Annotated in this window: 19 protein-coding genes; 12 read left to right on the top strand and 7 right to left on the bottom strand. The window is 62.7% G+C overall.

The window, feature by feature from the left end; translation table 11 throughout:
* Window positions 1-68: 68 nt before the first annotated feature.
* A complete protein-coding gene (locus NKI24_RS15410) occupies window positions 69-491 on the bottom strand; it encodes a VOC family protein (RefSeq protein WP_352449340.1) in 423 nt (140 codons plus the stop codon).
* Between the two features lie 9 nt (window positions 492-500).
* Window positions 501-1,322, bottom strand: a complete 822-nt coding sequence (locus tag NKI24_RS15405; protein WP_352449339.1) for an enoyl-CoA hydratase — start codon at window positions 1,320-1,322, stop codon at window positions 501-503.
* Window positions 1,323-1,473: 151 nt separating this feature from the next.
* Here NKI24_RS15405 and NKI24_RS15400 point away from each other — a divergent pair, with 151 nt between their 5' ends.
* From NKI24_RS15400 to NKI24_RS15375, 6 genes are all read left to right on the top strand, one after another.
* Window positions 1,474-1,929, top strand: coding sequence for a PaaI family thioesterase (locus NKI24_RS15400; RefSeq protein ID WP_352746384.1), 456 nt, complete (start codon window positions 1,474-1,476; stop codon window positions 1,927-1,929).
* A gap of 56 nt (window positions 1,930-1,985) precedes the next feature.
* Complete coding sequence (locus NKI24_RS15395; protein WP_352449435.1) at window positions 1,986-2,168, top strand: type II toxin-antitoxin system HicA family toxin; 183 nt, start codon at window positions 1,986-1,988, stop codon at window positions 2,166-2,168.
* Between the two features lie 27 nt (window positions 2,169-2,195).
* The gene (locus tag NKI24_RS15390) at window positions 2,196-2,594 is read left to right on the top strand and encodes a type II toxin-antitoxin system HicB family antitoxin (protein WP_352449337.1); all 399 of its coding nucleotides are present in this window, start codon (window positions 2,196-2,198) and stop codon (window positions 2,592-2,594) included.
* A gap of 257 nt (window positions 2,595-2,851) precedes the next feature.
* The gene (gene rplM, locus NKI24_RS15385) at window positions 2,852-3,316 is read left to right on the top strand and encodes a 50S ribosomal protein L13 (RefSeq protein WP_023674645.1); all 465 of its coding nucleotides are present in this window, start codon (window positions 2,852-2,854) and stop codon (window positions 3,314-3,316) included.
* A gap of 1 nt (window position 3,317) precedes the next feature.
* Window positions 3,318-3,800, top strand: a complete 483-nt coding sequence (gene rpsI, locus NKI24_RS15380; RefSeq protein ID WP_023674644.1) for a 30S ribosomal protein S9 — start codon at window positions 3,318-3,320, stop codon at window positions 3,798-3,800.
* A 224-nt stretch (window positions 3,801-4,024) separates the two neighbouring features.
* Window positions 4,025-4,555, top strand: coding sequence for a hypothetical protein (locus tag NKI24_RS15375; protein WP_352449336.1), 531 nt, complete (start codon window positions 4,025-4,027; stop codon window positions 4,553-4,555).
* An 87-nt stretch (window positions 4,556-4,642) separates the two neighbouring features.
* On the opposite strand, the gene NKI24_RS15370 is transcribed toward NKI24_RS15375, so the two are convergent.
* Entirely contained in the window at window positions 4,643-5,551 is a 909-nt protein-coding gene (locus NKI24_RS15370; RefSeq protein WP_352501538.1) for a LysR family transcriptional regulator, read from the bottom strand.
* Between the two features lie 94 nt (window positions 5,552-5,645).
* Between NKI24_RS15370 and NKI24_RS15365 the strand changes: the two genes are divergently transcribed.
* Entirely contained in the window at window positions 5,646-6,524 is an 879-nt protein-coding gene (locus NKI24_RS15365; RefSeq protein ID WP_352746379.1) for an aldo/keto reductase family oxidoreductase, read from the top strand.
* Between the two features lie 355 nt (window positions 6,525-6,879).
* On the opposite strand, the gene NKI24_RS15360 is transcribed toward NKI24_RS15365, so the two are convergent.
* Window positions 6,880-7,938 (bottom strand): glycerophosphodiester phosphodiesterase family protein, encoded by a 1,059-nt coding sequence (locus NKI24_RS15360; protein ID WP_352746377.1) that lies wholly within the window; start codon window positions 7,936-7,938, stop codon window positions 6,880-6,882.
* A 305-nt stretch (window positions 7,939-8,243) separates the two neighbouring features.
* On the opposite strand from NKI24_RS15360, the gene speB reads away from it, so the two are divergent.
* From speB to NKI24_RS15345, 3 genes are read left to right on the top strand one after another with little or no spacing between them, the layout of a single operon-like run.
* Complete coding sequence (gene speB, locus NKI24_RS15355) at window positions 8,244-9,251, top strand: agmatinase (RefSeq protein ID WP_352746374.1); 1,008 nt, start codon at window positions 8,244-8,246, stop codon at window positions 9,249-9,251.
* 29 nt (window positions 9,252-9,280) lie between these two features.
* Entirely contained in the window at window positions 9,281-10,207 is a 927-nt protein-coding gene (gene argC / locus NKI24_RS15350) for an N-acetyl-gamma-glutamyl-phosphate reductase (RefSeq protein WP_352746372.1), read from the top strand.
* A complete protein-coding gene (locus NKI24_RS15345) occupies window positions 10,208-11,044 on the top strand; it encodes an aminoglycoside phosphotransferase family protein (protein ID WP_352746369.1) in 837 nt (278 codons plus the stop codon).
* Here NKI24_RS15345 and NKI24_RS15340 read toward each other — a convergent pair.
* Window positions 11,034-12,128 (bottom strand): COX15/CtaA family protein, encoded by a 1,095-nt coding sequence (locus NKI24_RS15340; RefSeq protein WP_352745893.1) that lies wholly within the window; start codon window positions 12,126-12,128, stop codon window positions 11,034-11,036. The genes NKI24_RS15345 and NKI24_RS15340 overlap by 11 nt on opposite strands.
* A gap of 151 nt (window positions 12,129-12,279) precedes the next feature.
* Here NKI24_RS15340 and NKI24_RS15335 point away from each other — a divergent pair, with 151 nt between their 5' ends.
* On the top strand, window positions 12,280-12,507 hold the full coding sequence (locus NKI24_RS15335; protein ID WP_023674629.1) for a DUF2842 domain-containing protein: 228 nt from the start codon (window positions 12,280-12,282) through the stop codon (window positions 12,505-12,507).
* Here NKI24_RS15335 and NKI24_RS15330 read toward each other — a convergent pair.
* Window positions 12,504-13,562: a polysaccharide deacetylase family protein gene (locus NKI24_RS15330; protein WP_352449326.1), complete on the bottom strand. Its 1,059-nt coding sequence runs from the start codon at window positions 13,560-13,562 to the stop codon at window positions 12,504-12,506. The two genes, NKI24_RS15335 and NKI24_RS15330, sit on opposite strands and share 4 nt — an antisense overlap.
* A gap of 90 nt (window positions 13,563-13,652) precedes the next feature.
* Here NKI24_RS15330 and NKI24_RS15325 point away from each other — a divergent pair, with 90 nt between their 5' ends.
* Window positions 13,653-14,882, top strand: a complete 1,230-nt coding sequence (locus tag NKI24_RS15325) for a GNAT family N-acetyltransferase (RefSeq protein WP_352745894.1) — start codon at window positions 13,653-13,655, stop codon at window positions 14,880-14,882.
* Window positions 14,883-14,905: 23 nt separating this feature from the next.
* Here the strand turns inward: NKI24_RS15325 and NKI24_RS15320 are convergent, their stop codons facing one another.
* Window positions 14,906-17,155, bottom strand: a complete 2,250-nt coding sequence (locus NKI24_RS15320; protein WP_352491883.1) for a GumC family protein — start codon at window positions 17,153-17,155, stop codon at window positions 14,906-14,908.
* Window positions 17,156-17,372 lie beyond the last annotated feature (217 nt).

Raw genomic sequence — 17,372 nt, 5'->3', positions numbered from 1 at the left:
ATACAGCGCTTCGGAGTGAGGTGCCAACAGCCGAGCAAGTGGCTTGCAATGGGCCAGGGAGAACGTCGTCAGCCCGGCAGCGAAATCGATCCGTCTTCCGCGATCGGAAAAGCCGGATTGTGCGCGACTTCCCAGACATGCCCGTCCGCATCGGCGAAATAGCCGTACCAGCCGCCCCAGAAGGCGCGCCCGGCCGGCTTGACGATCTTGCCGCCGGCCTTCTCAGCCGCCGCAAGCACTTCGTCGACCTCGGCGTCAGAGCGGGTGTTGTAGGCGAGGTAAACGGCCGACGGCGCCTTCGAGAAGCTGACGCCCGAATCCTCTTCTGCGCTTGGGCGCGGAAACAAGCCAAGAATAGCGCCGCCCATCTGGAAGAAGGCAACGCCGTCGGTGATCCCGGCATGGCGGGTCAGGCCCATCGCCTCATAGAAGCGGGTCGCACGGTCGAGATCGTCGGTGGCGATGGTGATGATGGAGATGCGCGGTTCCATATCCGCCTCCTATTCCTCCGGCCATTCCGGCCTGCGCTTTCCGATGAAGGCGCCAATGCCCTCTTCCGCATCGCGCGCCAGCATGTTCTCGACCATGACGCGCCCGGTGTAATCATAGGCCTCGGCCAGCCCCATTTCTGCCTGTTCGTAGAAGGCTTCCTTGCCGATCTTGACGACCAGGGAGGATTTGGACGCAATGGTTTGCGCGTATTTGGTGACAATCTGATTCAGATATTCGCGCGGCACGACGCGGTTGACCAAGCCGAATTCCTTGGCGGTTGCCGCATCGATCGTCTCGCCGGTCAAAAGCATCTCCATGGCGTGCTTGCGCGAGACGTTGCGCGACAGCGCCACCATCGGCGTCGAGCAGAACAGTCCGATATTGACGCCAGGCGTGCAGAAGGTCGCCTCGTGCGAGGCGATGGCGAGATCGCAGCTGGCGACCAGCTGCAATCCGGCCGCCGTCGCCAGGCCGTCGACTTCGGCGATCACCGGCTTAGGATGGCGAACGATCGCCTGCATCAGCGCGGCGCAGGCGGAAAAGGTCTTTTCGAAAAAGGCCCTGCCGCGATCGGCATCGGCGCGGTGCGTGCTCAACTCCTTGAGGTCGTGCCCGGCGCAGAACACTTTGCCGGCCGCCCCAAGAATGATGACGCGGACGGATTTGTCGGCCTTGGCGCGGTCGAGTTCCGCCATCAGCGCCGCCATCACTGCAAGCGAAAGAGCGTTGGCCGGCGGATTGGCGAGCGTCAGGCGCAGCACGCCGTTGTCCAGCCTGGAGACGACCGGCCCTTCGGCAACGGCAGGTTTGATGGCAACGATTTCGGCCATGGGGTCATTCCTCCGCGATTCCGGATCGGTGATCGACTAATCTAGTATGCCGGTCTCGCTTCGTCCAACACCCCGCTTCTGCCATAATGAATGGCTGTTGCCAGAAACGGCACGCTACGCTCATACAGGCAGGCGCAAACGAGGGACCGACATGCCTGCCCAAAGCAACCTCAAGCCGGTGCTGACGGCTGCTGATGTCAACGCGCTGATGGCGACCGTTTTCCCGCAACTCAACGACCAGTTCACCTTCTATGAGGCGTTGGAGGTGTTTCCAGGCGGCTGTATCGTGCGGCTCAACGCCGACGAGCGCCATTTGCGTCCCGGCGGCACCGTGTCGGGTTCAGCGCTGTTCACGCTGGCCGACATAGGCGGCTATGTCTGCGTGCTCTCGCATGCCGGACCGGATGCACTTTCGGTCACCACCAGTCTCAACATCAATTTCGTCCGCAAGGCCGAGAGTGGTCCTATCGACGGCCATTGCCGCATCCTCAAGCTCGGCAAGAGCCTGATGGTGTTCGATATCGACATCGTCGCCGGCCCGGAGGGACACACGGTAGCGCACGCAACGGGCACCTATTCGATCCCGCCAAAGCGAGCGCCGGCCTGATGCTTTCGATTGAATTTTTCCTTGATGTGTATATATGTGCGCATGGGTGATCTTTGCTGGAGCGTGACAGCCGCAAAATCGTGAAGCGTCTCAAGGACGACGGTTTCGAGCTGGTTTCCATACGCGGCTCACATCACAAGTTCCGAAAGGGCGAGATCGTGTTGATCGTTCCGCATCCGGAGAAGGATCTACCAACCGGTACAGCTCGCGCCATCGCCAAGCAAGCGGGCTGGATATAGGCGACCTGAAGCGGCTTGGAGGCTGAGATGAAGAACTATTTCGCGTTGGTCGATAAAGATCCCGACAGCGCGTTCGGCATTCGCTTTCCCGACATTCCCGGCTGCTTTTCAGCCGCGGACGAGGCGGAAGACATCGTACCGAATGCAGTCGAAGCATTGCAACTGTGGGCGGAGGATATGCCTGTTCCCGAACCGTCCAGCCACGAGGCGATCATCGCGCTTGCGGATATACGCAAAGCACTTGCTGAAGGAGGCTATCTGGTCTCGGTACCACTCATCGACAATGACAGCGCCGTCGTGAGGGCGAATGTGACTTTCGAGCGTGGCGTTTTGCGGGCGATCGACGCCGCAGCGCGCGACCGAGGCATAACGCGATCGGCATTCCTCTCCAGCGCAGCTCGCAAGGAAATCGAGGCAAAGCACTGAGACTTGCCCGACATAGAGCCAAAATCGCGATGTGGTAAAATCATACCTTTAACACAAGTCCTTGTTTTCATTTGGCTTTATCTTCTGGCAAGTGTTTCATGCGCCTTGACGCGGTCGAACCCCTCCCCTATAAGCCGTGACGAAGCAGCGGCCCGCAAAGGCCGCCGTTTTGTTATTGGCGGCGGGCAAGCGCCTTTCGCCAATCCAAGCAACAAGAAACGCCTTCTTTTGAAGGTCCGAACCGAAAGCAACAATCCATGGCAACCTTTTCGCAGAAGCCTGCGGATGTGGTGAAGAAGTGGGTGCTGATCGACGCCGAGGGTCTCGTCGTCGGCCGTCTCGCCACTGTCATCGCCAATCATCTTCGCGGCAAGCACAAGCCCACCTTCACCCCGCACGTCGACGACGGCGACAACGTCATCGTCATCAATGCCGACAAGGTGGTGTTCACCGGCAAGAAGTTCACCGACAAGGTCTATTACTGGCACACCGGCCACCCCGGCGGCGTCAAGGAGCGCACCGCGCGCCAGCTACTCGAGGGTCGTTTCCCCGAGCGTGTCGTCGAGAAGGCCGTCGAACGCATGATCCCGCGTGGCCCGCTCGGCCGTCGCCAGATGAAGAACCTCCGCGTCTATGCAGGCACGGAACATCCGCATGTCGCCCAGCAGCCCGTCGTCCTCGACGTGGCCAAGCTGAACGCCAAGAACAAGAAGGTTTCGTAAGATGGCTGAGCTTTCCTCGCTCGCAGAACTCGGAGCTGCCACCGGCAATACCAACACCCAGCCGGCCGCACCCGTCCACGTCCAGAAACTCGATAAGTCGGGCCGCGCCTACGCCACCGGCAAGCGCAAGAACGCCATCGCCCGCGTCTGGGTGAAGCCCGGCTCCGGCAAGATCGTCGTCAACGACAAGGTGTTCGCCGAATATTTCGCGCGTCCGGTGCTGCAGATGATCCTCAACCAGCCGATCATCGCCGCCAATCGCGCCGGCCAGTACGACATCGTTGCCACCGTCATCGGCGGCGGCCTTTCCGGCCAGGCCGGTGCCGTGCGCCACGGCATCTCCAAGGCGCTGACCTATTACGAGCCGGCGCTGCGCGCCGTGCTCAAGAAGGGTGGCTTCCTGACCCGCGACAGCCGCGTCGTCGAGCGCAAGAAGTACGGCAAGGCGAAGGCCCGCCGCTCCTTCCAGTTCTCGAAGCGTTAAACAAAGACCGGTTTTCTATCGATTTTTTCAGAGGGGCTGCGTATTCGCAGCCCCCTTTTCTTTGTCGACATAGCAATCCCGCATCTTCAGGTGACCCTACGTAATATTAGTAGTATCTTAATTACAGGCGCGTTCCAGATCCCAGGGCAGCAGCCAACTCCACAGAGCGGGAGCTGTGCACGTTGCGACGCGCCGGTAACCCGACGCTCGCGAAGGAGGAGGCAATGCGCATCCATTCCAGCAGTGTGTTTCTGGCAGCTGTCGCCGCCACTTGGGCATTCGCCGCGCCTGCGGCCGACAAAAGCGACGAGCAGCTGATCGAGAATGCGATCACAGCGGCACCGGAGGCTGTCGGCAAAAACGCCGCCGTCGTGAATTGGGAGATGAAGACGTTGAGGAAGGGCACCAACGGATTCACTTGCATCCCGGACGACCCGAGCACTCCCGCCGACGACCCAATGTGCACGGATGAGAACGGGATGGCGTGGATGCACGCGATCATGTCCAAGAAGGAGCCGCCTGCAGGGAAAGTTGCTTTCGCCTACATGCTAAAAGGAGGCGATGCGGCCAGCAATACCGACCCCTTTGCAACCAAGCCGCCGGAGGGGGCCGAATGGCTGCATGATGGTCCGCACGTGATGGTCATGAACGCACCAGACATGATGGCCTTGTATCCCCACGAGCCGAACCCCACACAGCCATACGTCATGTTCCCCGACACGCCCTACGCGCACCTGATGATTCCAGTCAAATAGATCAAGCAAGAGCTGCCGCGAAGCGTAGTGGCGGGTCACCTGAGGGAAGCGAGCCGCGCTTATTTTCGGGCGCGGCTCTCCCGGGTGTCAGGGCTGGCCGGCGGACGCCTTGATGAAGTCAATGAACGCCCGCAACGGTGCCGGCACGAGGCGCCGGCCGGGATAGTAAAGGAACGGCCCGGAGAAGCTCTGCCACCAGGGTTCGAGCAGCGGTTCGAGCGCCCCGCTCTCGAAGTGAGGGCGTAGCCAATCCTCGAACAGGCTGATGATGCCGGTGCCGGCGATGGCTGCATCGACTTTGAGGTCAGTCGCCCCGCCCAGGGTCACGACAAGCGGCCCCGTCGGGTCGACCCGCACCACCTCGCCGTCGCGCTCGAATTCCCACGGCGGCATCGCACGGCTGGCAAAGCGGCCGCGCAGGCAGGCGTGGCCGAGCAGGTCGCTCGGGTGTTGCGGCCGGCCATGACGATCCAGGTAGGCCGGGCTGGCGGCGGTGGCGAAGCGCTGCACGCGCGGTCCGATCGGCACAGCGATCATGTCCTGCTCCAGCCGCTCCTCATAGCGAATGCCGGCGTCGCACCCCGCCGCCAGCACATCGACGAAGCTCTCCTCCGAGATCACCTCCAACCGGATGCCTGGATAGGCGGCGAGAAAAGGCGGAACGATGCTGGGCAGTACCAGCCGCGCCGCGCTGACCGGCACATTGAGGCGCAACGTACCTGCCGGCCTGTCGCGAAAGCCGTTCACTACGTCGAGGGCCGACTCCACCTCGGTCAAGGCAGGACCGAGCCGCGCCAGCAGGCCTTCGCCGGCTTCCGTCAGGACAACGCTGCGGGTCGTCCGGTTGAGCAGCCTGACACCGAGCTGCGTCTCCAGGCGCCGCACCGCCTCGCTCAAGCCGGACGCACTGCCGCCGCTGGCGCGTGCCGCATCGCGAAAGCCTTTGGCGCGCGCTACGGCCACGAAGGCGTTCAGATCCCCGAGATCAATCTGCATTGTTCGTCATTCCGCACAGCCCGTGCGAATTGTACCCAATTATCATGAGATCGGACAGCGTCTATCTCTGCACCATCCCTGAAGGAGAAAGACCATGTCCAGCGTCGACCAGTCCGGCACATTCATCCTCGGCGACCGCAAGGTGAGACGGCTCGGCTACGGCGCCATGCAGCTCGCAGGGCCAGGCGTCTTCGGCCCACCAAAGGACCACGACGCGGCATTGGCCGTACTGCGCGAAGCCGTTGCACAAGGCGTCAACCACATCGACACCAGCGACTTCTATGGCCCGCACGTGACCAACCTGTTGATCCGCGAAGCGCTCGCACCCTATCCCGACGACCTCGTTATGGTCACCAAGATCGGTGCCCGACGCGGCACGGATGGCTCATGGCTGCCGGCCTTCTCGGCAGAAGAGCTGACACAGGCGGTGCACGACAATCTGCACAATCTCGGACTCGAGGTGCTGGAGGTGGTCAACCTTCGGGTCATGTTCGACGCGCATGGCCCCGCCGAAGGGTCGATCGAGGCGCCGCTTGCGACGCTTGCCGAGCTCCAGCGACAGGGCCTTGTGCGCCACATCGGGCTGAGCAACGTCACCGCCGCACAGATCGCCGAAGGCCGCAGGATGTGCAGGATCGTCTGCGTGCAGAACCAGTACAATCTGGCGCATCGGGGCGATGATGCCTTGATCAACGATCTCGCCCGCGACGGCACTGCCTATGTGCCGTTCTTCCCGCTTGGCGGCTTCAACCCGTTGCAGTCGTCGACCTTGTCCAAGGTCGCGGCACGCCTCGGCGCCACGCCCATGCAGGTCGCGCTCGCCTGGCTGCTTCGCCGCGCGCCCAACATTCTTCTGATTCCCGGCACGTCTTCCGTCGCGCATCTGCGGGAGAACCTCGCCGCTGGCGACCTCGAACTGTCGGACGATGTCATCAAGGAGCTGGATGGTGTGGCAATGGCGGCCTGCGGGTAGATTACCGAAGGCAGTGATGAGCCAATCTCCCCCAAGTGGGTTCCCTCGCGGGGGAGATTGCCGGCAGGACAGCGAAGGCGCGCGACCTTGCAGGCGGGACATCCGAGGCGCTGAAGGATCGTCGCATTTTTCTGCCACTACGCCACATTTTGTTCTTGCTTTGTGCCGGCAGCTATGCTACTAATCTGGATATGGTGCCAATTGGCTCCAACGACCCGCCCGCAGAGGCGGGTTTTCCGTTTCTGGGTCCCTTCGAAAGTTTGGCGCTGCCGGCCTGGGGTCGGCGGGACAGCGCCCTTCTGCCCTGCCGGGCATCGTCCCCACAAGAGGGAGATCCAATTCTCGCCGCGCCGGTCTAGTTGATGCTGGCCGTGTTGGCCGGCTCGGCCGGGCGCTTCTCACCGGCATAGGGCACGCGAAAACCGTTCGCCGCCAGCCAACTGATGGCGGCCTTCGGTTCGTCGGTCTGGATGATGGTGGCGCCGCGCTCGACCCAGAAGCCATAAGTCTCGCGCGGCAGGCTGGCCGCAACCGCCAGCTCGTCGCCGCGACCGCCGGCGAGGAAGCCGCCCGGCTTGTTAACGATGGCATAGGTGTCGGCCCAGATGTGCCAGTCGCCCCTTACCGCCAGCGCACGCATGCGCGGGCTGAACAGCGGGCCGCCGGTCTCGGTCAGTGTCTCTGATCCCGTGCGCCAGTTGATCATCTCGACCGCGCGCATCGGGAAGGCCCGGCTCACTTTCTCGGCAAACATGGCGTCGCGAACCGCGTCATCGGCGATAATCGGCATGAACTGGAAGCCGCTGCCGATCGCGTCCATGGCGGCCTTGACACTGGCAATCCGCTCCGCATTCCACAGGTTCTCCTTGACGATCACCTGTTCGGTCATGCCGAGGTCGCGCGCAACCGCGACCATGCCGACGAGGCTTTCGGTATCGAGCTTGTTGTCGAGATTGATGAGTATCCTGTCCCTGGTCGTCATCAACATCTCGCGCAATGTCGAGACCGTCTCGCCCGTAAGGGCGCCGGTGCCTTCGATCACCAACCGGCACGTCTTGAGTTCGGCCATCGTGCGGTTGACCACCTCACCCTTGCAATTCGTCGTGCGGTCGAGCCAACTGTCATGCATGACGACGAACTGTCCGTCCTTCGAGCGCCTGATATCGACCTCGACGATTTCGGCGCCCATTGCGATCGACGCCTCGACGGCGGCGATCGAATTTTCGGGATAGAGCGTCTTGCCGGATTGCATGCCGCCGGCGCGGTGCGCGGCCACTATCACATGGTCGCGCCATTGGTTGGCGTGCTCGAAGCGGTCGAGAATCTGCCTGGCGCGCGTTTCGCCTGCCGATGCCTGGCCAAGGGAGAGCGCCAGCGCCGCGGAAAGCAGAAGGCTCAGCCAAATCGTTCGCATGAGACAGGTCGTTCGCACGAGAATCGCTCCGTACCGGGATCGCACCCCGGTTAAGCGATGCCCGTGACAGGCAGGTGAACGAAGCCGGCTTGCAAAATGCCGGAAAATCAGGTCAGCGCCGGCCGAGGCAGTCTTCGGCGGCTACTTTCGGGTGCTTGCCAGGCAATCTCCTGGCGAGCCATGCCGGGTTCGCCTGGCGAGCAAGGATTTGTGACCGGATCGAATGGCCACGATCCTCCGCAGGGGTCGCAATTCTGAGAATTATGTCCAATAAGGTTGCGCGTCGACGCACAGGAGATCGCTTCATGCCGCCAAGGACCATCGATCATGCCTTCACCACCCGCTCCAGGACGGGTGCGTCGTTCGAGCCGACCTATGCCGGCGCCCTGTCGTTCATGCGGCGCAAATATTCGAAGGACGTGAAGGACGCCGATGCGGTGGTGTGGGGCATTCCCTTCGACGCTGCGGTCACCAATCGGCCGGGCGCCCGTTTCGGACCGCAGGCAATCCGCCGCGCCTCGGCCATCCTCGACAACGATCCGCAATATCCGTTTTCGCGCGACCTGTTCGAACAGCTTGCCGTGGTCGATTACGGCGACTGCCTGCTCGACAGCGGCAATCACCAGAAGACGCCTGCCACGATCGAACGCGAAGCGGCGAAGATCCTGAAATCCGGCGCCTTTCTGCTGTCACTCGGCGGCGATCACTTCGTCACCTGGCCGTTGCTCAAGGCGCATGCCGCCATCCATGGCCCGCTGGCTCTGGTGCAGTTCGACGCACACCAGGACACCTGGCCCGACGACGGCAAGCGCATCGATCACGGCTCCTTCGTCGGCCGTGCAGTCAAGGAGGGCATCATCGACCCCGACCGGTCGATCCAGATCGGCATCCGCACCCACGCGCCCGACACGTTCGGCATCAAGATCCTGTATGGCCATGAAGTGGAGGAAATGCGTGCGTCGGACATCGCCTATGCCATCGTCGACCGTACGGGCGGCAAGAAGACCTACGTCACTTTCGACATCGATTGCCTGGACCCGGCTTTTGCGCCCGGCACCGGAACGCCGGTCGCGGGAGGCCCGTCTTCGGCAAAGATCCTGTCGGTGCTGCGCCAGATCAATCAGCTCGATATCGTCGGCGCCGACGTCGTCGAGGTTGCGCCAGCCTATGATCACGCCGATATAACGGCAATTGCCGGGTCGATGGTGGCCATGCACTATCTCGGGCTGTTGGCGGAACGAAAGGCCCGACTCGAAGAAATGAACCAGGGCAATAATGGCGTTGCCGGATTGAACCAGGCAAGCGGCATATAGCTTTGAGATAACAGGAATTTTGGCAAGCAATGAAACCGAAAATCTTCATCGACGGCGAGCACGGCACCACCGGTCTGCAGATAAGGGCGCTGCTTGCCGAGCGTGGCGACTTGGAAATCATCTCCATCCCGACCGAGCGCCGCAAGGAAACGGCAGCGCGCGCCGAGTTCCTCAATGCTGCCGATGTCGCGATCCTCTGTCTGCCGGACGCAGCCGCCAAGGAAAGCGTTTCGCTGATCGCCAATGACACCACCAAAGTGATCGACGCCTCGACGGCGCATCGTGTCGCCGATGGGTGGGAATATGGTTTCGCCGAAATGGACAAGGACCAGGCGAAGAAGATCGCTTCGGCGAAGCGCGTCGCCAATCCGGGCTGCTGGCCGCAAGGACCAATCGCGACGCTGCGGCCGCTGGTTGCGGCGGGGCTGCTGCCGGCCGATTTTCCGGTCACCGTCAACGGCATTTCCGGCTATTCCGGCGGCGGCCGGCCGATGATCGAGGATTATGTCGGCAAGGGCGAGGATGCGCCGGAATTCCTGCCCTACGGGCTGACGCTGCAGCACAAGCACGTGCCTGAGCTTAGGACCTATGCTAAGCTTTCGCACGATCCAATCATGCAGCCGGCGGTCGGCAATTTCGCGCAAGGCATGATCACGGTGGTGCCGCTGCAACTCGGCGGCCTCTACCATGTGCCGACCGGCGCCGAGCTTCACGCGGCGATCGCCGATCATTTCGCTTCCATCGATGGCGGCGTGGTCGAGGTGGCGCCGTATCTGCATCAGGAACGCATGCCTGACATCGATCCGGAGATCTATAATGGCACCAACCGGATGAAGCTCTACGTCTTCGCCAATGACGATCGAGCGCAGGCGCTGCTGCTTGCGGTCTATGACAATCTCGGCAAGGGCGCCTCGGGCGCCGCCGTGCAGAACATGGATCTGATGCTCGGCCTCTAAATGGATGCGCCAGCATTTCCGAAGCGCTGGAAGGTCGGCGCGCCCGAACTCATCGCCGAAACGTTCAGCAGCCGCATCTGGAAGGTTCCTCGCGAAGACGGCTCGGCAATCGTCAAGGATCTAAAGCCTTTCGACGATGTCGAGGACGAGTTGCGCGGCGAGCATTTCCTCGCCTGGCGACGCGGCGAAGGCGCGGTGCGGCTGCTGGGCCGCGATGGCCACTGCATGCTGCTCGAATATGCTGGCGAAACCTCGCTGTCACAGATGATTGCGGATCAGGGCGACAATGCCGCCACCGCGATCGCGGCGGAGGTAATGGCCAAGCTGTTCTCGCCGTCGAAGCACCCTGCCCCGCCGGACCTTCAGCCGTTGCGGACCCGGTTTTCCAGCCTGTTCAAAAAGGCGAAGGCCGATCGCGCCGCCGGCGAAAAGAGCCTGTATGTCGAAGCTGCCGAAATCGCGGAACGGCTGTTGTCCAATCCGCACGACGTGCGGCCGCTGCATGGCGACCTGCATCACGACAACATCATGCACGGTCCGCGCGGCTGGCTGGCGATCGATCCAAAGGGCGTTCTCGGCGACCCCGGCTTCGATGCCGCCAATGTGTTCTACAACCCACTCGACCGAGACGATCTTTGCCTCGATCCGCGGCGGATCGCGCATATGGCGCATGTCTTTGCAGCAACGCTCGGCCAGTCGCCGCCCGCGATACTGGACCACGCCATCGCCTATGGCTGCCTGTCGGCTGCATGGCACCATGAAGATCGCAATGCGGTCGACGAAAACCGCGAACTGGCGATTGCCGCGGCAATCCGGCGGGTGCGGCTCAGCCTCTGAGAGCGATCTCGTGGGGCAGCGGGTAAGCGCCCTTGGTACCGCGCCAATGCGCGGCGGCGAAGCCCAGCAGAAACAGCGCGAATGCCTGATGCGTCAGGGCCATGTGCAGAGGCACCTGCATCAATAGCGTGCCGATGCCGATCGACGCCTGCACCACGACAATCAGGAACAGCAGCGTCGCGCGTCGGGCATGCGTCGTGCCCGGCAGGCGCTGGCGTGTCGCAATCATGTGCCAGAGCGCGACCGCGAAGATCGTGTAGGCGCCGACCCGGTGGACGAATTGCACCGTCTTCGGGTTTTCGAAGAAATTGCGCCATGCCGGCTCCAGCAGCAGCAGGTCGCCGGGAACCAGCTTGCCGTCCATCAGCGGCCAGGTGTTGTAGCTCAAGCCGGCGTCTAGCCCTGCGACCAGCCCGCCGAGATAGATCTGGACCAGCGCCAGCAGCACCAGGAAGCCGGCCAGACGTTGCGTCGAGCGGTCGGCAGCAGGTTCCGAGTGCGGCGCCAGCCCACGCGCGACCACCATGGTCGCCGTGAAGATCAGCGCCGCCAGCGTCAGATGCGTCGCCAGCCGGTATTGGCTGACCGAAACCCGGTCAACCAACCCGGACGCCACCATCCACCAGCCTATCGCGCCCTGCAGGGCGCCGAGAAGGAGGATGCCCGACAACTTCGTGCCGAGGCCCCGCTCGATGCGGCGCGTCGCCCAGAAGAGCAGCAGCGGCAGGGCGAAGACCACGCCGACACTACGCGCCAGGATGCGGTGCACCCATTCCCACCAGAAGATCGACTTGAACGCCTCGATGCTCATGCCGTTGTTGAGTTCGGCATATTGCGGGGTCTGCTGGTAGCGCAGGAACTCCTCCTGCCACTCGGCATCATTGAGCGGCGGGATGACGCCGTGTATCGGCTGCCATTCGGTGATCGACAGGCCGGAATTGGTGAGCCTTGTAGCGCCGCCGACCAGTACCAGCGCAAACAGCACCAGGAGCACGACATAGAGCCAACCGCGTACCAGCGCGCGGTTGCGAAGGTCGCGATCGCGGGCGGCGAAAGGCGCGGCATCGGATATGGCAGCAGCCATGGATTTGTCCCGGCGGTTGAAGTCGCGGATTGGTGAACCATCGCAACCCGGCTTGCAAGACCGGACAGCGCGGCACGCCGTCGCGCCGTTTCTGGCGGGTTGCGCGTATTGGCTGTTCGGCCTAAGCGATAGCGATCAACGAGATCGCGCCATGCCCATTCGCCTGAAAAAGCTGATCGGAAGCTTCCTGCTGGTAGTGCTGGTCATAGTCTATGCGCTGGTCGCCTCGATTGTGGCGGTCGCCCAATTGTCGCAGTCCGGGCCGCTGGCGCACTTCATCTTCTTCCTGCTCAGCGGGCTTTTGTGGGTGCTGCCGGCGATGGGCATCATCAAATGGCTGATCCTGGAGCCGCGGCCGAAGGGGCGAGGCAACAGTTAGATCGTCACCACCGTCTTGCCGGCATTGGCCAGCGGCGTCGTCACGCCCGACAACATTGTTCGGATGTGGGCGACGCTCTGGTAGCGGCCATTGACCGAAATGCGCGGCAGGGCGTGCAGGAAGCCGGCATGCTCGGCGCGGAGTATGCCGTGGCGGGTCGTCACCGCCGAGGCGTAGCCGGCATCGCGGACTAGGCCTACTTCGCGGCGGCCGACGGCACTGGCATAACCGTAGGGATAGGCGAAATGGCGCGGCTCCTCGCCGAGTTTGGCCTGCAATATGCGCTTGACATCGCCGATCTCATGTCGCGCATCGCTCTCGGAAAGCCGCTTCAGATTGCAGTGATTGACGCTATGTGCGCCGATCGTCACCAGCGGGTGCCCGGCCATGGTGCGGATCTCGTCCCAGTTCATCAGCGTGCTCGGGCGCGGACCACCCAACTCGATGCCGTTCGAGCGCGCCAGATCCCGCAACACCGCACGCTGGTCCTGCTCGCGCACCTTCAGCGTCAGATGAGCGTGCAGGCGCGCATTGGCCTGGACCTTTTTTCCCGGACTCGAGCAGTCGATTGTCACCGGGCCATCCGGCGTCGTCAGCGTCAGGCGATCGCGCGCATTGACGATGTCCTCGACCACGTCCCACCACAAATCGGCAGCGCCGTCGATCAGCCCCGGCGCGACGTAGATGGTGATCGGCGCGCCGTGTTTCTCCAGCACCGGCAGCGCCTCGGTCATGTTGTCTCGATAGGCGTCGTCGGCGGTGATTGTCGCAAACTGGCCGTCCTTGTCGCCAGCCTTGATGCGCTCGATCGCCTCGTCAAGCGTGACGAAACTGTAGCCGTTCGCCTTCATGTCGGCGATCACGGTGTCGAGGAACCCGGGCGCGATGTTCAAGTGGCGGTTGACGCCGTTCGGCTTTTCCGGCGTCGCGGTAACCCGATGCAGCATCAGGATGGCGCCAAGGCCGCCGATAAACGGCTTGGCCAGCGGCGCGAGACCGGAATAGCGGGCGATATTGAGCGCCAGTTTGCGGATTGCCTCGCCCCCGTCGATCATTCATTCACCTTTTGCGCCTAAGCTCATCAAGCATGGAATGCGCCTGCGCGGGACCCCCAATCGCGACGAATACGCCCTAAGGATTGAGGTATGGTTGACGCCACCGCGTCATTTGACGGCAATCGGCTGGCAAGCAGCGAGGCGTCGCCGTGTGCCTTGCCGGCCGGCAAAGCCGGCCTGTCAACCTCGGTCGCCGATAGTGCGGCGTTGGCGGCGTACGCAGAATTCTGCCATTCGGCGCTTTTTGCCCCTGCGCAAAGCGCAGGCTGGATCCTGAACTGGGCCGCACATACCGGCGCCGACGTTGTCGTTGCGACGCTGCGCGCCGAGGACAGGCCGGTTTTCTCACTGGCGCTGGAGGTCACTCGCAGTGGAGCGTTCCGCGTCGCCCGGTTCATGGGCGGCCGCCATGCAAACGGCAATTTTGCCGCCGCCGACCCGCAATGGCTGGCGAATGCCGATAGCGCGGCGATCCGCTCGATGCTGGCTGCGATTGCCAAGGCGCGGCGCGACATCGATCTTGTTGCGCTGGAGCGGTTGCTGCCCGATCTCGACGGCGTTGCCAACCCGCTCTCCGCCTTGCCGCATTTTTCGAGCCCCAATCTGTCGCTGGCCGCCGGTCTTGTGGGAGGATTTGACGCACTGCTCACCCGCGTGAGCGGCAAGCGCAGGCGCAAGAAGCATCGCTCGCAGGCGCGCAAGTTCGAGGCCGTTGGCAGCTATCGTCGCATCGAGGCGAGAACTGCGGACGAGGTGCACATGCTGCTCGATGCCTTTTTCGAGATGAAGGAATTCCGCTTCCGCAAGATGGGCATCGCCAATGTTTTCGGTGAGGCGGAGGTGCGCGCTTTTTTCCGCTCGCTGTTTGCCGACGCGCTTCAAGAGGAAGATCCGTCCTTCGTCCTGCATGGGCTGGAAGTCGCCGGCAAACTTCGTGCAGTCACCGGGTCGAGCCGCTCGGGCAAGCGGCTGATCTGCGAATTCGGGGCGATTGCCGAGGACGACCTCGCACACACCAGCCCGGGCGACTTCCTGTTCTTCGAGAACATCCAGGAAGCCTGCGAGGCGGGTTTCGAAATCTATGATTTCTCGGTCGGCGACGAACCCTACAAGCGATTGTGGTGCGATGTCGAAACGCAGCATTTCGAGGTGCTGGTTCCGCTGACGCCGAAAGGTCGTGCGCTGGCGCTTGCGCTCAGGCACGGCGCAAGCCTGAAGGCATTCATCAAGCACAGCCCAATGGTCTGGAAGCTGACCAAGCTGCTGCGCCGTAAAGCCGTGGGGCGGACAGCACCGGCCGCAGGCGAAGACGACAGCTGATTTCGATTTGAGAGAAAACTGCCTCAGGCGGCCGAGCGCCGTCCCGGCATTGGGCCCGGCGCCACATGGCCGATGGGCGTGACCAGCGTCAGGTCGGGATAGCCACTCTCGATGAGCGCGACCGCGGCCTGCGTCACCTCGTCGTCCGGCTCAAGCATGGAGAGCAAGACCTCGGTCCCCTCGCCCACCAGGCGGCTGATGCCTTGCGCGTCGGCCGGTCCGCATTCGACCACGACCAAATCATAGGCGGTGGTCAGCGACTGCATGATGATCGGCAGCCGGTCGGCGGCGCGCATGGCGCGGACCGGATCGGCTGTGCCGACGGGAATAACGTGGCAGTCCGAATAGAGATCGGGGTGGATCACATCGCTGAACTGCGCTTGCGAGGCGAGCAGATCGGTGATGCCCGGAAACAGCCCGCTGTCCAGCATCGGCCGCGAGGCGGCACCCGAAGCGGTGAGATCAAGCAGCAGCACGCGAAGCCCGGCGTCGGAGACTGCGCGCGCCACCAGCACTGCCGAGGCAGCCGCCTCGTCGCCTTCTGGCGACACGAATATGGCGCGGGCGGCACCGGTGGCGATCAGTTTTTCCGCGGCCTTGTCGATGTCGACCTCGCCGAGGATAGAACGTGCCGGTTCAATGTCTCCAGCGGCCATTTCAGAGTACTCCGGTTCGATTTTCTCGGCAGCCGCTTCCGCCACCGCGACGGGTTCCGGCTCCACTTTGCTTTCAATGATATTGTCGTCGTCGGCCTCATCGATCTCGACGACTGCCGGTTCGGACCGGCCAACCGACGGGTCGGGCTCGGCCATCACGCGTTCGGCCTGGACAGCCGGCATCGCAACCTGCTCGATGCGCTCGAAATGGGCACCGGCGGCCGGACGCATGGCGCGGCCGGAAAACAGTTCCTGCAGCAGCGTGACGATCGCCATGATGAGCAACGAGCCGACAAAGGCCGCACTGACAATCGGACCAATCTTGGGGAAATAAGGTTCGGCCGGCACCTGGGCGTCCGAAAATACGCGAGCGTCGACGGGCAGATAGTTGCGATCCTTGCGTGCGGCCGCCTGGAGATAGCTGGATGAATAGAGATCGAGCTGCTGACGCTTGGTCGCGGCATCACGCTGCAGCGCATCGAGTTCCACCTGCTCTTCGCCGGCGCGGGCGGACGCCGCCTTCAGCGTGTTGACGTCTGCCACGAGTTGAGCCTCTCGCGCCTTCGCCGTCTCGGCCTGCGCCATCAGACCTTTCATGATCTTTTCCGCTTCGTTGCGGATCTGGCGGTCGAGATCCGCGAGCTGCGACTTCAGCGCGCGGATGCGCGGATGGTTGTCGAGCAAGGTGGTGGAAAGGTCGGCGATGTTGTTCTTGAGTTCGACTTGCCGCTCGCGCAGGCGCTGGATCAGTTCGGAAGACAACACCTCCGGAACGGCATCCAGCGAGCCGCCATTGCGCAACGCCCTGCGCACGCTGTCGGCGGTCGCTTCCGCCGAAGCGCGATTGGCGCGCACGCGTGACAGTTCGCTCGACAATTCGGACAGCTGCTGGGTGGCAAGCACCGAATTGTTGCCGCCCATCAAAAGATCGGACTGCGCACGGAATGCGGCAACCTTGGCTTCCGCCTCCTTCACCCGGTTCTGCAGATCCGCGATTTCCGGCGCCAGAAAGTCGGTGGCGGCGGAATTCGATTCGAGCTTGGCATTGCCCTTGGAGGCGATATAGGCGTTTGCAATGGCGTTCGGGATCGCGGCGGCAAGCTTTGGATCCTCTGACGAGAACTCGATTGCGATCGCGCGGGTTTTTTCAACGCCATAGACGTTGAGCTTCTCATGCATTGCGTCCAGCACGCGCTCTTCCAGCGGAATCTCGAACGGATCGCTTTTCAAGCCAACAAGGACAAGGGCGCGGCTCAGCGCCGACATCTTCAGCGCCTCGTCGAATTCGGGCAATTTCGCCAGGTTGAGCTTCGCCGCCACCTGCTTGAGGATGTCGGGGGACGAGATGATCTGGACCTCGGTGGCCACAGCCTCTTCGTCGGGAATCGACCGCTCGTTGCCGTTGGCCCCGGCTGGCCGCGTGAACTCCGATTCTCGAGGCCCGATCTCCAGCTTGGCTGCCGCCTTGTATTCGGGCGTTGCAAGCCAGGCGAGCGCAAAGGCCAGGCCGGTTACAACCAGTGCGACGACAAGGATGCGCAGCCAGTTTCGCGCCAGGCTGGCGAAAAGCTGCCTGAGATCGACGTCGACATCTGCGGCCGCGGATTGAACGGACATGCATCCCTGCTCCGGTACTGAGTCAGCATGCACCGTAAACAACTATGGTAACTCAGCCGTTAATATCGCGGTAAGAACCTGTCAGGCTCTATTAATAAGCCGCAAACAAGAGGCTGAAAACCATCTGCATTCGTCGATCCGGCCCGCATCGGCCGCGCGCCTTTACCGGCCATTAACCCTAACAGGATGATAACCGAGCTCGATCGTTAAGGTTTGC

The sequence above is a fragment of the Mesorhizobium sp. M0701 genome (assembly GCF_040320365.1).
Taxonomy (GTDB): Bacteria; Pseudomonadota; Alphaproteobacteria; order Rhizobiales; family Rhizobiaceae; genus Mesorhizobium.
Note: the sequence above shows the minus strand (reverse complement) of the source record. Positions and strands in the feature narration are given on the sequence as shown.